Genomic DNA, 14,896 nt, shown 5'->3' on the forward strand with positions numbered 1-14,896 from the left:
TCATGACTACCTCAGACAAGGCACTCGAAGCCCAATCACTTCAATTAACATACGGGGACACAACCATTTTCCAAAGTTTACATTTACAAATTCCGAAGGGTAAAATAACGGTCTTTATCGGCAGTAACGGCTGTGGGAAATCCACCTTACTTCGTTCGCTTGCCCGGCTCATGAAGCCGACTTCGGGAAGCATTCTTTTAGACAGCCATGAAATCGCCAAGCTTTCTACAAAAGAAGTCGCTAGACGGATGGCTATCCTGCCGCAAGGGCCCACAGCGCCCGAAGGGCTCACCGTCAGGCAGCTCGTCAAGCAGGGCCGCTATCCTTATCAGAGCTGGCTGCAGCAATGGTCCGCTGAGGATGAAAGCAAGGTGATGCGTGCACTCGAGCTAACGAATATGCTTGAGTTCGGCGATCGCACCGTAGACTCGCTCTCCGGCGGCCAACGCCAACGCGCTTGGATCGCCATGACCTTGGCTCAGGACACACCTACTTTGCTGTTGGATGAGCCGACTACGTATCTGGATTTAACCCACCAAATCGAGGTGCTCGATTTATTATTCGAACTGAACGAACAAGAGCAGCGCACGATCGTGATGGTGCTCCATGACATCAATCTAGCTTGCCGCTATGCACACCATATCGTCAGTATCAAGCGCGGTTCCGTGTACGCGGAAGGAAAACCGGAAGACATCGTGAATGCCCAATTGCTGCGAGATGTGTTTGATATGGAGAGCGAAGTGACGACAGATCCGATCTTTGGTACGCCCATGTGCATCCCTTACGGCAAGGGTCGCAATTTACTGAACAAACAACCCCAATCACAATTGTGATCGGGGTTGCCTTCATCGGTATAAGAGGTATAAGTGCTAAATCGTACGTGCATAAGAAGCCATATTATAGTTACTCTCGAACATGACGCTAAGTGAAATGATATTCTTCCTTACTGTAAAATCAAACATGATTTCGCCATGCGTCCAGCTTTTCTTACGTTTAAGGGATTCAATCGCCATTTGACGGAAGGATTGATATTGCAACTCCGAAAGCCCCGCACTCCAAACCGCTGGCAGTACCCCATCTAAGCTTTCGAACGGCAAATGCTTAATGCCAAATTTACCAATCTCATTGTTACGGATGTGAACGAATACCGTACCAGAACTCACATGTGAAAGCTCATCCTTAAGCTTCCGAAATACTACATCAATTTGTTTTGCCAAAGTCATATTTTCCAAAATAATCTTATTCCTCCTTAAATTAAAATTATTTACTAATTATGTTAATAATGTGACTGTAGACCTATTATACCTATAGGATTTACATAATTCAACAGTAAATTTCCAATATTTGAATAATTCGCTATTTTCTTTATATTCACTTTATATAAATCCCAATTTTATTGTAATTATCGAGCGATTGTTGTCGAAAAACTGTAGAATGTTTCCAAGTTCAATGATATAATTTTTGAATATCGCCAACATGCAAGCCGTTTTCGATTACCGAAAATGTATACTTTCCTATGTGGTAGACAAATTTTGCAGAGGAGTCGGTCTGAATGGAACAACTATCATCCTTATCGTTTAGAAAGAAACTACAACTTGGTTGTTTTGCACTCATTGGTTTAAATTCACTTTTCATGATGATTGTCACATTTGCCTCAGACTGGAACCGCTTACTTGGTATTGTTTTCCTAATTATTATCCTCGCTGGCAGCTATCCGTTCATTCGTTGGTTTGAAGGGCAGCTTACAGAGCCAATTGACGGGATCTCCCGCATTGCACTTAACATCTCCAAAGGTGACTTCTCTCAGAAGGTAGCGATTACTTCGGATGATTCCCTTGGTCAACTCGGCCAATCCTTTAATAAAATGATTGATAAGCTTCGCGATATTTTACGCGATACCGGTTCTATTTCGAAGCAAGTTTTCCAAACAAGCCGTGATATCTATGTGAAGAATGAAAGCTTCCGCACAGTCCTAGAGCAAGTGAGCATTTCGGCCCATGAGCTAGCTGCTGGTGCAGGACAAATTTCCGAAGAGATTTCGGGCGTATCCATTACCTCCAAAGATATTGAAGTGAAGATCGTGAACTATGCCGGATCGGCCAAAGAAATGAAAAACCGTTCCGACCTCATGATGACCCTCGTTGAGAAGGGACGCACGTCTGTTGAAAGCCAAGGCGTAGGTATGAAACGAAATGTGGAAGTTACACGTCAAGTATCTGATACGATCGATATGCTTGCCCGCCAAGCAGCAGGTATTACGAATGTTACGCGTTCCATTTCTGAGATTGCTGAGCAAACCAACCTATTGTCCCTCAACGCCTCCATTGAAGCCGCTCGAGCTGGTGAACACGGACGCGGCTTTGCGATTGTCGCACAGGAAGTGCGTAAGCTAGCTGAAGAATCCACTTCACTTACACGCGAAGTTTTCGGATTCGTCAAGAGCATTGAGCAAGGTATTAAGGATGCGATTCGCAGCATTCAAGTGAATGAGGATGTCGTTAAGAAACAAACCGTCCTCATCGATCAGACCGAAATCGTATTTGCTGAGATTGTTGGCAGCGTTGGATTTATTTCGGAAGAGATTACTCGCTTCGCGGAAGAAAGCGAAAGCATGCTGCAGAGCTCTGGACAAATTGCTGCTGCTATGGAAAACATTTCCGCGATCACGGAAGAATCCGCGGCTGGCACGCAAGAGGTTTCGGCTTCGATGAATGAACAAATTAACACGGTACAAGGTATCGTTACCCAAGCAGAAGAAATGACACGCGTGGTTACGCAATTGCAACAAACGATCCAGATATTCAAACTTTAATACATAGAACAAACAACCCCCTGAGGTCTTGGCCTCAGGGGGTTGTGCATTCATATCCACTATGCCGCCCTTAATGGGCTCTACTGATCACCTGAGCCCGTGAAGTGCACAAGCTCGCTTATACGCGAACCTTCGCTTCCGTCAGCTCCATGAACTGCTTCACGTCCTGTGCAGCCATGTCAACAGCACTTTGCCAGAAATCTGGCTCGGTCAAATCCACGCCTAGATGCTTCTGAGCAAGCTCTTCCACGTTCATACTGCCCGTATCTCTTAGCAAGGAGATATACTTGTCTTCGAAGCTGGCACCTTCCTGTACCGCTCTGGCATAAATACCTGCGCTGAACATGTACCCGAATGTGTACGGGAAATTGTAGAAAGGTACATCCGTCGCATAGAAATGCAGCTTCGCTGCCCAGAAATGCGGATGGTAGCTGCTTAATGCATCTTTGTATGCCAGTTTTTGCGCATCCACCATCAGCTCATTCAAGCGCTCCACACTGACCAATCCTTGACTGCGTTCCGCATAGAAATTGGTCTCGAAAATAAATCGCGCATGAATGTTCATGAAGAACGCGATCGCCCGCTGGATTTTATCCTCCAGCAATACAATTCGCTCATCATCCGTGGACGCGCTCTTCACCACAGCATCCGCTACGATCATCTCCGCGAAGGTAGATGCCGTCTCGGCAACGTTCATCGCATACTCTTGTGCAAGTGCTGGCATATCCGTCATCACATGCTGATGGTAGCCATGCCCCAGCTCATGAGCCAGCGTAGACACGTTATTCAGCGTCCCGCCATAGGTCATGAAGATACGCGTCTCACCTGCTAGCGGGAACGAGGTACAGAAGCCGCCTGGACGCTTTCCAGGGCGATCCTCCGCTTCAATCCAGCGTTTCTCGAAAGCATCCTCAGAGAAAGCAGCCAGCTTAGGACTGAACCGCTTGAATTGATCAATAATTAAACTTGCACCCTCGTCATAGGAAATCTTCTTCGAAGAATCGCCAAGCGGCGCATCTACATCAACCCAAGCAAGCTTATCGACGCCAAGCAGCTTTGCTTTGCGATTTAGATAATCAACGAAAATGCCTTTATTACGATCAATCACGTCCCACATGACGTTCAATGTTTTTTCTTCCATCCGATTGATCGCCAAGGGCTCTTTATGTATGCTCTTCCAGCCTCTAGCCTTATACACCTGAAGACGGAAACCGGCCAAGTGATTGAGTGCTTCTGCACAGTATTCTTCTTTATCCGTCCAAGCCTGTTCCCACCTCTCGAACAAGTCCAAACGTTCTTCACGATTCTCCGTATGCAGCTTATTAAAAGCTTGACCTGCTGATAGATCAACCTGCTTGCCATCTACTTCAACTGCCATTGTGAATTGACCAACGGTCGAATTATACAAGTCGCTCCACCCATGATAGCCGTCTACGGCCAAATCATTAATTAGCGCTTCTTGCTCCGGAGGCAGCTTTTCATTCGCTAACGAGCGGCGTTCATCCAACGAGAAAGCGATAGACTTGAATGGTTCTTGCTTCAGCACTTCCGCCCAAACCTGATCCGGAACCCCAGTCAGAATTTGATCAAAATGCGTGAGAGAGGATAAATGCTCGGCATATAAGCTTTTGACTTGTCCGCTTAGCACAGGCGCTTTCTTATCCTTCTGATTATCTGCTTGCAAGCATCCAACGAACGAATCCGCCTCATGAATATGCATGACATTGTGCTGGAGCAGCTCGATTAGCTGTGCCAGGGCTGAGGTATCCTCTACACGTTGTGGCGATGCCGTCTTATGTACTTGCTCTTGAAAAGCTGCAATCGATTCCTGAAGCTTCTTCAGATGGGCTGCGAATGCCGGAGAATCACTTCCTCCAGGGAAAAAAGTTTCAAGATTCCATGTTTGATTGAGAGGTAATGTTAACAATGCGATCACCTATCCTTTCCACTTTTAATTAAATCATATCCACTACCTAATCGCCAACTATCCTCATCTTCCTCATTGCTTCTAGCTAAAAAGTATGATTCAATTATGTATAGTTCCTTCGGACTAAATTGGAACAGGATGGGTGATTATTTTTTATGAAACCGTTACAAATATCTCCGGAAACTGCCGTCAAGCTAGCTGAGCAGCTGAAAGTACCTTTAGAACATCTCATGCATATGCCACAACACATTCTTTTGCAGAAATTAGCCGAACTCGCCAAAAATTCCACTTCGGAAAACAGCGAACCGGAAACGAAGTAGAACATTGATTCCTTTTGCTAATACGTGGCCTTACGACATTATTATGAAGGACGTTTATGTGGCCCAATGTCCCTTTTGTCTGAGCCCTAATGTACTGCTGCCGCTCAAAATTCATGAACTCACATCCATACATGAAGGTAAAAAGAAGCTTCTCGTCTTTCCTTGCTGTCATAATAAACTGACACTTATTGATACGGATCGTGATTATTTATTAGCAGATACCGCGGTACGAAATAAACTTAACTCGTAGTTCATTGCAAGGAGCCAATTAACCTTTATGAATGAGTACCTCATTCCTTTGACAAGCGCATGTACCTTAGTGACCTTAAACTATTTGGCCATTAAGGCGCACAGTAAGATGTTGATCGATTCCCACGAACACCTGCTTGCTCCGGTTCTCACAGGTCTAGCCAGTATCATCATGATGCTGGTTCCCTTGCCGGAGTCTTTTGGTTTAATCGATCTGCGTTCTCTCCCGATCTTCATGGCAGGATTGCGATATGGTTTGCCTGTCGCTCTCTTATCAACGATACTGCCTGCAGGTCTGGGTCTCTACTTACAAGAAAATCATGCCTGGTACATCATCGCACAAGACCTCATTGCTCCGGCATTCATTAGTTCTTTCTTCCACAACAAAGAATATCGCAACGGTTTCTTGGACATTCCTATTCGACATGCCCTGCAAATATGTGTATTCGTCTTCCTGCTGCACCTAATTACACAAGGCATCCTGACCAAGGGTTTGACATGGACGTATTCACTCGATCAACTGTTTATATTTGTGATTACATTCATCACGCTCGTCATGATCATTATTATGGTGAATGACGAGAACAAAAGCTGGCGGCTGCAGCGAAGGCTTGAACTACAAGCCAATCAAGATAGCTTAACGAAGCTGCCTAATTTAAGAAGCTTTATGCCAATTGCCCAAGGCGCCCTTCACAAACGGAAAGTGTCAATCATGATGATCGATCTCGATAATTTCAAATTATTTAACGATCGATTTGGACATTTGGAAGGCGATCAGCTGCTCCAAGAGGTTAGTTCCGTTTTACGTCAACTCATTGATGAACACGATTACTTAGCCAGATATGGCGGAGAAGAATTCATTCTGCTCAGTTCGGAGACAGATCCTAGCCGTATTCTCCACTATGGTCAGACGTTATGTACATCCATTGCCGATTTATTCCTTTATAAAAAGAATGGCCTGGAAGCTGCTCCTATTACCATATCCATTGGCATCTCGACAGCCCAAACCTCTCTGGTTGATCTGAGAACACTGATCTCTGAAGCAGATCTTGCGCTCTATCAATCTAAGCATAATGGCAAAAACCAACCAACGCTCTATGGCCACACCTACCTAGATGAACAAAAAATGAACGCTTAACCGATCCCCGTCGTTCCCTGGGTCATGGTTAGCGTTCATTTTCGTTTCAGCCTACTCATTTAACGATTAGGTTGCTTGCTTCATTTCATCTGGCAATTCCAAGCGCAGGGCGAGCATATCCTCACGCGTTGTTATCCATTGCTCACGACTGGCTCTAATCATGCCGGCATCCATAATCTTGCGATCGTTAATGATTCTCGAAAACCATTTAATCGCATCCGGAAAGCGTTTCAATCTACGGTTCAACTCGCCCATTAAATACATGAGCCTCGCATTATTCAAATCCATGCCTTCGGTTTCGAATACGTTCACATACGCATCCAACGCGAAGGAGAGAAACCGTTCTTCTTGTTCCTTGTCCCCTTTGCTCCGGTACAACCAAGCCAAGTGATGTAAGAGACCTGCAACTACGCGCGATTTCTCATTCTTAATCTGCGCACACAGGAGTGCTAGTTTGAAGCAATGCAGCGAATCTTCCCATGTCCGTTCTCTGCAATAATCACGCATCGACCAGTTCAGCGCTACTTTCTCTTGGAACACAGCTCTCTGGGCCGGACTCCAGCTTTCCGAGAAATTCTCCGTATGTGCATACCCGCAAAATGGGCAAATCCGAACGACGTAGTAGTCTGGATTAATTTCATTGTAATGCAGGCAGAAATCCGAATCTGACTTCGTAGCTTTTTTGAAGCTTGGTCGAACTTTTTTCGATTTATACGTATTCGTACAATAGGTGCAAGTCACTGAAATCTCATATAAGGGCTCGACCACTTAAATTCCCGCCTTTTCCTAAGATTGTATGTAGTCAGTAGGAAGAACGGACTATTCTTCCTCTGGTGTGTTCACGAAATGATAGGCAGAACCTCTTAGTCGTTCTATTAAAAATGCCTTCAGATCTTCCGGTAAGCCCACTTCAACCATGGCCTCCGACATGCATCCTAACCAAGCATCCGCACGTTCTTTGGTAATTGGAAAAGGCATATGACGAGCACGCATCATGGGATGTCCATGGCGATCAGAGTACAGTGTCGGCCCTCCGAAAAATTGGGTCAAAAACATCGTCTGTCTCTCTATAACCGGACCTATATTTTGGGGGAAAAGCGGCGAAAGTAACGGCTCCTGCTGTACTTTCGAGTAGAAGGCTTCTACTAAACGGCTAAGCGTTTCCGCACCTCCCAGTAATTCGTATAACGTTCTATTCTCATTCCCTGACATGCCATAAACCTCGCAATTCTATTGTTGTTCAATAGTTCTCTAAATCCTCATCCCCTGCGTGCATGAGCGTTTCCCGAATGACAAACACGAACATACAGACAATCAAGCCGGCAATGACACCTGTCATTTGAATCACTCCCGATGTATAGGATTTGAAACTTACTAGTTCTATTTTACCATAAAAAGAGGGACTGAACAGTCCCAAGCACCAAAATAAACGGCAGTACAGTCCTACTCGGACGCAACTGCTAACTCCAGAAATTCGGGACGGCATGTATAGATGGGCTTGTTCATATAGTGGAATAAGAGGAGGTATCCACCGTCTATGCCCAAACGTGACTTCACCCCTGCGCTACTCATCTCGTTCGTGATTGTTGCCATTATTATATGCTTAGTCCTGTTCCCCCATGACGGGTTTCAAGCAGCTGTTCGTGGCGTTTCTATTTGGTGGGATGTGCTGTTCCCAGCCCTATTCCCCTTCTTTGTCATATCCGAAATTCTGCTGGGCTTCGGAATTGTTCATTTCTTCGGTACACTCCTGGATCCCATGATGCGCCCTGTCTTCCGTATTCCTGGCATCGGCGGCTTCGTGCTGGCTATGGGCTTCGCTGCTGGCTACCCAGTCAGCGCAAAGCTGACTTCCCAGCTCTGGGACCAGAAGCTGGTGAATCGTGAAGAAGGTGAGCGGCTCGTAGCCTTCACGACAAGTTCCGATCCGATCTTTCTGATCGGAGCAGTGTCGATCGGCTTTTTCCACGACGCGTCCCTAGCGCTAATCTTAGCCGTTGCCCATTATGGAGGCTCGTTCTTAATCGGCCTGCTCATGCGGTTTCATGGCAGGAAAAGCATCCCTACACCTCAGCCGCCGAAAGAAAAAGGCTCCGTATGGAAGCAGGCTTTTATAACGATGCATAAAGCAAGAAATTTAGATGGCAGACCCTTAGGAACATTGTTAAGCGACGCCATTTTGAACTCCTTCCGATTAATTTTCGTCGTTGGCGGACTGGTTGTTTTCTTCTCCGTCGTTCTAACGATCCTTACATCCGCTCAAGTGATGAATGTGTTCTATGTATTAATCACATCCGTGTTGACCATTACAGGATTACCGCATGAGCTCTCGCAAGCCGTTATGAATGGGTTGTTCGAAGTAACGCTCGGGGCCAAAGCCGCCGGTGGCGCTCCCGCCGATCTAGCCCTTGCCAGTAAAGTGGCAATCGGTGCCTTCATCCTCTCTTGGGGCGGACTTTCTGTACATGCCCAAGTTGTCAGCTTATTAAGCCATACGAATATGCGCTATCTTCCTTTTCTTTTTGCCCGTTTCATTCATGCTATACTCTCTGCTGTTATTGTTCTCCTGATTTGGGACCCTATGCAGCGATTCCGAAGCCCTCAGGCTGTATTCAAGCCTCTATATGATACCGCGACACCCATTATGAGCTATATCAAGCTGCTTGTACCCCTGAGTGCGATGGTCATTGCCCTCGCTTTTACAGTCATCATAGGCCTATTCCTTGCATATTCCTTACTTAAACTGGTGTATGAAAAGGTTGGTGGAACAAGATAATATGGGTAACTACGATCATGTATATAAAGGGAGAGAACACTCAGATATGTTAGCAACCGTCCCCCACGAGGCGATACATGTGCCTTCACCGATTGAGCGTTTAAACGAGCTGGCATTCAATCTATGGTTCAGTTGGAACCAAGATGCGCTGCAGCTTTTTGAAAGTATGGACCCTGTGAAATGGAAATCCTCCGGTCATAATCCTGTGCGTCTGCTTCAAAATCTAGATACACCAGATCTGCAAGCCTTAAGTCAGAACAGTGCATTCCTAGAACGCTACCAACAAGTGATGTCGAGATTCGATATGTATATGAACGATCCTGCGTGGTATCAGACTAATCATCCCCAAGAAGATTTTGTGCAAATTGCCTATTTCTCAGCGGAGTTTGGATTCCACGAATCACTGCCGATTTACTCAGGGGGGCTGGGCATTCTCGCTGGTGATCACATCAAGTCCTCCAGTGATTTAGGGATACCGCTTGCTGGCATCGGCCTTCTTTATAAGAAAGGCTATTTTACGCAAAAGATTGATGCCTCCGGTAGCCAACAAAGTGAACTGTTTCCGTATGATTTTAACCAATTACCGATTCGCCCTGTCATGCAAAATGACCAGCAACTAACGGTTTCGATAGATGTACCCGGCCGCACGATCCACCTGAATATTTGGGCAGTCACCGTAGGACGGAACCTGGTGTATTTGCTTGATTCCGATCATGCGGCTAATGATGAAGAAGACAAAACGCTAACTTCGCAGCTGTATGGCGGCAATCAAGATACGCGCATCGCCCAAGAAATCGTGCTTGGCATCGGCGGCGTCAAGACCCTCCGAGCACTGGGTATCTATCCGAATGTGTATCATATCAATGAAGGGCACGCCGCCTTCCTTACCCTAGAACGATTGAAGGAATTACTGCACTTAGGCCTCTCCTTTCACGTTGCGGTAGAAACGGTCCGTTCAGCTACGGTATTCACGACCCATACGCCGGTACCCGCGGGTCATGATACGTTCTCTGTCGGGATGATTGAACATTATCTCGGTCCCTTATTCAGCGAAATTCCTAAGCACAAGCAAAGCATCATTGCTTTAGGGCTTGATCATAAGTCAGGGCAATTCAATATGACGCATCTTGCCATGAATACCGCGGGGCTTCGCAATGGGGTCAGCAAGTTGCACGGGCAAGTCTCACGCGAAATGTTCAAAGAATTTCATGGGCATATCGATGCAAGTGAAGTGCCCATAGGCTCCATTACCAACGGTGTACATTTAGATACATGGACGGCGCCAGCGTGGAAGGAGCTATTCGATCGGTTCCTGCCAGGAACCTGGCGAGCAGAGCAATCCAATCACCATCAATGGGCACAAGTCGAGGTTATTCCTGACGAATCCATTTGGAAGGTGCATCAGCAACTGAAAGAGGATTTAGTGCGTCACGCACGCCATAGCCTCATGGAACAGCGCAAGCGAAACGGAGAGTCCGAAGAACGGATCGAAGAGGTTCGAAACTATTTGAATCCAAAGGCATTAACCATTGGGTTCGCTAGGCGATTTGCCACTTACAAAAGGGCCAATCTCATTTTCAATGATTTATATCGGCTCCGTAAAATAATTAATGATCCGGACCGTCCGGTCCAATTTATTTTTGCCGGCAAGGCGCACCCTGCGGACTACCCAGGTCAAGATATAATACGAGAAATCTATCGGATTTCGCAGTTGAAGGAGTTCCTCGGTAAAATTGTGATTCTCGAAAATTATGATATCCATATGGCGCGCTATCTCGTGCAAGGTGTTGATGTGTGGTTAAATAACCCGCGCAGGCCCCTTGAAGCAAGCGGTACCAGCGGACAGAAAGCCGCTATGAATGGTGTACTTAACTTCAGCGTACTAGATGGCTGGTGGGAGGAAGGCTACAACGGTTCGAATGGCTGGGCCATCGGAACGACCGGCGCTGCAGATTGGGCAGCACAGGAGAAAGAAAATACGAAAGCGATTTATCACCTTCTAGAGAATGAGATTATTCCGCTTTACTACAATCAAGGCGATCTTCCTCATCAGTGGATTCAGCGCATGAAGCGCTCTGTGCAAACGCTAAGTCCCGTCTATAATACACATCGGATGGTGCAGGATTATACGAATCTCACTTATTTACCAACGGCCAAACGAGCGCGTCTCTTCGTTGCCGATCACTACGATGTAGCTACCAAAGTAGCTGATTACAAGCAATTCATTCGCAGCAATTGGCATCAAGTCCGAATCATAAGCATCGATGATCACTCGGATAAATCAACATCTGAAGTCCCTTTAGATGAAATCGCTCCCTCAACGAAAGAGATTACAGCGCAAATACAATTCGGTCCGATTTGGCCGCAGGATACGGCAGTAGAAGTCATTTATTATGAAGAAAATGACGAATCTTGGGAGCAAAAAATGATCCTCATGACGCCGATTGGGGAGCTGCTCGATCAAACACAGAGCTTTCAAGCGACGATTCCCTCTCATCTGATCCATGGACCCCACTTCTCCATTCGCGTTCGACCCATCTCAACCAACTTCGCTCACTCCTTTGAACTTTCGTTAGTTACGAGCACCTTGTCTTAACAAAAAAAATCCGAAAACCGCTGATAAAGCCCCGTTTGGGGCTTTTCTTATTGTCATATATAAATTATGATGAGAAGAGAATTTACTGGATGTGTAGGCAGATGTGCATGTAAATCTAACGACTTGGTGATGCTATGGAATGGAATAAGGTACTAGAATTGGCACCCATCTCTCCCAATCAGGATTGTCATATTATCATTGTTGGTGAGTGTAAAGATGGCCAGCCTTTCTGTTTTGAAGATAACTTTGCCATCGACAAAATAGGTGAAGATTCGATAACGGTTTGTCTGGAACAGTTGGGGCTCTACCCTTTCGACAAACTTGAACATGTTTCATTCGTCGAGTTTTCATTTAAAGACGGTCCCCTTTTATATTATGCATATGTCGATTTGATTCAGCTTGAACTGAAGAAGACGATCTGCTATTTGACCTTATCTCTTCCTGAAGAAGTGTTTCAGCATCAAAACAGACGCTATCCGCGAGCTAAACTGACCTTGCGTACACCAATCACATTACGTGTAGCTGGCATAAGAAGTTTATCTGTACAGAAAGGTGTCGCTTTTACTGGACAACTTCTCGATATCAGCGCAGGCGGTTTGTCATTTGTTACATCCAACCGACTATTCTACCCATTGATTCTGGAGTTCAGCTTCATACTTCCGAATTTCTCACAACCGATTACTGTCTATGGTGAAATTGTCAGGGTTACGCATTTTAGCAATGACTTCTATCGGATCGCTGCTGAATTTCAGCACACGCCTGAGTCCATTCTCCAAGAAATAGATGCGTACTGCTCCAATTTTTAATGAACGTGAAAGCGGACGCTGACCAACCTCAGCGCATGCTTATAAAGAAGGTTTTCCACGAAAACTCTTAGGAGGAACAAGATTGAAATACAACGTCATTGAACGAGGCGATGACATCTCCAAGGAGCTGACCGAACGGTTCCACACTCTCGCCGCTCAGCACAGTATGCCAAGGGATGAAGTCAATCCCGATATCGTTTTGTCCATCGGCGGAGACGGCACGATGCTGCAAGCTTTTCATAAATATGTCGACCAATTAGACCACATTGCATTCGTCGGGATCCATACGGGCCACCTTGGCTTTTTCGCGGATTGGAAACCTAAGGAGCTCGATCATTTAGCTTCGCTCATGTTCAGCGTGAAGACGCACGAGGAGCTGCAAGTCGTGCAGTACCCTGTTGTCGAGATTGAAATCACAACGGACAAGGGTGTTGAAACGCATCTGGCACTCAACGAATTTACGATTCGAGGCATTGAAGTGTCACTCGTCGCTAGACTTGACGTCAACAACGAAATGTTCGAAATGTTCCGCGGAGATGGCATATGTATCTCCTCACCCGCAGGAAGCACGGCTTATAACAAGAGCTTAGGCGGCGCCATGGTCCATCCATCATTGGAAGCCATCCAAATTGCCGAAATCGCGTCGATTAACAATCGCGTGTACCGTACGTTAGGTTCGTCAATGATTTTGCCGAAGCATCATCACTGCGACATTTATCCAAAAGCGCAGCAGAATATGCTGCTGTCCTTGGATCATAAATATATGCAACGTGCAGATGTCGTTTCCATTCGCTGCCGAGTAGCACCCAATGTGAAAGTGAAATTCGCACGGTTTCGTTCGTTTCCTTTCTGGAATCGCGTCCGCGAAGCGTTCGTTGGTCTTGAAGTCAAATAAATATAAGAAAACGCCATCCGCTCTCCTTTTTTGGAGTTCAGATGGCGTTTTTTTGGATAAAGCGATTAGACCGTTGTTGAACTAATCACTTCCGCTGGTGTTTGCTGCTTCGGTGCATTAACTTTCTCGATAATGAAATACGCACAGCCGAAATTGCAGTACTCATTCAGGTAATCTTGGAGTGCCGCGATGGATGATTCTTTCGTCGCTTTCGGATGGATTTCTTTGAAAAATCCTCTTAACCTTAACTGACTGTAGCCCCAATCGCCGACAATATAATCATATCGCTCCAGCACTTCGCTGAAGCGTTCTTTGAATACTTCGAAATTCCAACCATTTTTGTGATCGGTGACGAGCTCATATGTTTTATTTGCGATATGAATCATGGTGGTAGGAAGCTCTCCTTTCTATGATCCGTTCATAGTTCTAGACATTAGAAGCTGCTTTCACCTGTTCGTGGGCGTGATAGGAGCTGCGTACCAAAGGCCCCGATTCCACATGTTTGAAGCCGCGTTTCATGCCTTCTTCCTTCAGCAAAGCGAACTGTTCAGGTGTGTAGTATTTAGCCACAGACAAGTGTGTTGTGGAAGGCTGTAAATATTGACCGATCGTCATGATATCACAGTCAACCTTACGCAAGTCTTCCATCGTTTGAAGCAACTCGTCCCACTCTTCCCCTACACCAATCATGACACTGGATTTCGTTGGGATGTTCGGTGCGATCTTTTTCGAACGCTGCAGCAACTCCAGCGAACGAGAATATTTAGCTTTGGAACGCACACGGTCAGACATCCGCTCAACCGTTTCCATATTGTGATTCAGAATATCAGGCTTTGCTGCAAGCACGGTAGCCAGTGACTCTTCTCGACCCAAGAAGTCAGGAATCAGCACTTCGACCGTACACATCGGCAGCTTGCGCCGAATCGCTTTGATCGTCTCAGCGAAGATCCTCGCGCCGCCATCTGCCAGATCATCGCGCGCCACAGAAGTAACAACACAGTGGCGGAGTCCCATTTGTAACGCAGCATCCGCAACACGTTCTGGCTCTTCTAGATCAAGCTCCGTTGGGAGACCTGTTTTAACTGCACAGAAACGGCAAGCACGCGTACAAATATCACCTAATATCATAAAAGTCGCTGTCCGATTCGCCCAACATTCATGGATATTCGGACATTTGGCTTCTTCACAAACCGTATGCAACGTTTTGGAACGCATCATGGACTTGATTTCTTTGAAATTCTCATCCGTTTTAAGATTGATCTTTAACCAATCTGGTTTTCTCTCTAGTACTTTTCTAGGCACTGTCTTTCCCGCCTTTTTATTTGGTTTCTCAATGATGTTATTATAACATGAATGACTGACAAAACAATCCACTTT

The 14,896-nt window shown here is 45.9% G+C and carries 15 protein-coding genes; 9 read left to right on the forward strand and 6 right to left on the reverse strand.

What is annotated here, in order from left to right:
* Positions 1–2 precede the first annotated feature (2 nt).
* Entirely contained in the window at positions 3–833 is an 831-nt protein-coding gene (locus tag A8709_RS03060) for an ABC transporter ATP-binding protein (protein ID WP_065850732.1), read from the forward strand.
* A 36-nt stretch (positions 834–869) separates the two neighbouring features.
* Here A8709_RS03060 and A8709_RS03065 read toward each other — a convergent pair whose 3' ends face one another.
* Positions 870–1,223: an O-methyltransferase gene (locus A8709_RS03065; RefSeq protein ID WP_208607632.1), complete on the reverse strand. Its 354-nt coding sequence runs from the start codon at positions 1,221–1,223 to the stop codon at positions 870–872.
* A 329-nt stretch (positions 1,224–1,552) separates the two neighbouring features.
* On the opposite strand from A8709_RS03065, the gene A8709_RS03070 reads away from it, so the two are divergent.
* Entirely contained in the window at positions 1,553–2,812 is a 1,260-nt protein-coding gene (locus tag A8709_RS03070) for a methyl-accepting chemotaxis protein (RefSeq protein ID WP_065850734.1), read from the forward strand.
* A 118-nt stretch (positions 2,813–2,930) separates the two neighbouring features.
* On the opposite strand, the gene A8709_RS03075 is transcribed toward A8709_RS03070, so the two are convergent.
* Entirely contained in the window at positions 2,931–4,748 is a 1,818-nt protein-coding gene (locus tag A8709_RS03075) for a M3 family oligoendopeptidase (protein ID WP_244163077.1), read from the reverse strand.
* A gap of 146 nt (positions 4,749–4,894) precedes the next feature.
* On the opposite strand from A8709_RS03075, the gene A8709_RS03080 reads away from it, so the two are divergent.
* Genes A8709_RS03080 through A8709_RS03085 form a run of 3 tightly spaced genes read left to right on the forward strand, consistent with a single transcriptional unit; the run spans position 4,895 to position 6,446 of the window.
* Positions 4,895–5,059, forward strand: a complete 165-nt coding sequence (locus A8709_RS03080; RefSeq protein WP_065850735.1) for a YycC family protein — start codon at positions 4,895–4,897, stop codon at positions 5,057–5,059.
* Positions 5,060–5,063: 4 nt separating this feature from the next.
* Positions 5,064–5,309, forward strand: coding sequence for a hypothetical protein (locus A8709_RS33475; protein WP_084224625.1), 246 nt, complete (start codon positions 5,064–5,066; stop codon positions 5,307–5,309).
* 27 nt (positions 5,310–5,336) lie between these two features.
* Positions 5,337–6,446 (forward strand): GGDEF domain-containing protein, encoded by a 1,110-nt coding sequence (locus A8709_RS03085; protein ID WP_065850736.1) that lies wholly within the window; start codon positions 5,337–5,339, stop codon positions 6,444–6,446.
* A gap of 66 nt (positions 6,447–6,512) precedes the next feature.
* Here A8709_RS03085 and A8709_RS03090 read toward each other — a convergent pair whose 3' ends face one another.
* On the reverse strand, positions 6,513–7,214 hold the full coding sequence (locus A8709_RS03090) for a DUF2225 domain-containing protein (RefSeq protein ID WP_065850737.1): 702 nt from the start codon (positions 7,212–7,214) through the stop codon (positions 6,513–6,515).
* A 51-nt stretch (positions 7,215–7,265) separates the two neighbouring features.
* Positions 7,266–7,658 (reverse strand): globin domain-containing protein, encoded by a 393-nt coding sequence (locus A8709_RS03095; protein ID WP_065850738.1) that lies wholly within the window; start codon positions 7,656–7,658, stop codon positions 7,266–7,268.
* A gap of 325 nt (positions 7,659–7,983) precedes the next feature.
* Between A8709_RS03095 and ylbJ the strand changes: the two genes are divergently transcribed.
* From ylbJ to A8709_RS03115, 4 genes are all read left to right on the forward strand, one after another.
* A complete protein-coding gene (gene ylbJ / locus A8709_RS03100) occupies positions 7,984–9,222 on the forward strand; it encodes a sporulation integral membrane protein YlbJ (protein ID WP_065850739.1) in 1,239 nt (412 codons plus the stop codon).
* A 46-nt stretch (positions 9,223–9,268) separates the two neighbouring features.
* Positions 9,269–11,818 carry an alpha-glucan family phosphorylase gene (gene glgP / locus A8709_RS03105; protein ID WP_065850867.1) on the forward strand — a complete coding sequence of 850 codons (2,550 nt, stop codon included), beginning with the start codon at positions 9,269–9,271 and terminating at the stop codon, positions 11,816–11,818.
* Between the two features lie 134 nt (positions 11,819–11,952).
* Positions 11,953–12,624, forward strand: coding sequence for a flagellar brake protein (locus tag A8709_RS03110; protein ID WP_065850740.1), 672 nt, complete (start codon positions 11,953–11,955; stop codon positions 12,622–12,624).
* Positions 12,625–12,706: 82 nt separating this feature from the next.
* Entirely contained in the window at positions 12,707–13,519 is an 813-nt protein-coding gene (locus A8709_RS03115; protein WP_065850741.1) for an NAD kinase, read from the forward strand.
* 65 nt (positions 13,520–13,584) lie between these two features.
* On the opposite strand, the gene A8709_RS03120 is transcribed toward A8709_RS03115, so the two are convergent.
* Together A8709_RS03120 and lipA are read right to left on the reverse strand one after the other, a co-directional pair.
* Complete coding sequence (locus A8709_RS03120) at positions 13,585–13,905, reverse strand: YutD family protein (protein WP_065850742.1); 321 nt, start codon at positions 13,903–13,905, stop codon at positions 13,585–13,587.
* Between the two features lie 40 nt (positions 13,906–13,945).
* Positions 13,946–14,893, reverse strand: coding sequence for a lipoyl synthase (gene lipA, locus A8709_RS03125; RefSeq protein WP_084224643.1), 948 nt, complete (start codon positions 14,891–14,893; stop codon positions 13,946–13,948).
* Positions 14,894–14,896: the final 3 nt, after the last annotated feature.

Source organism: Paenibacillus pectinilyticus, from assembly GCF_001700435.1.
Lineage (GTDB): Bacteria > Bacillota > Bacilli > Paenibacillales > NBRC-103111 > Paenibacillus_E > Paenibacillus_E pectinilyticus.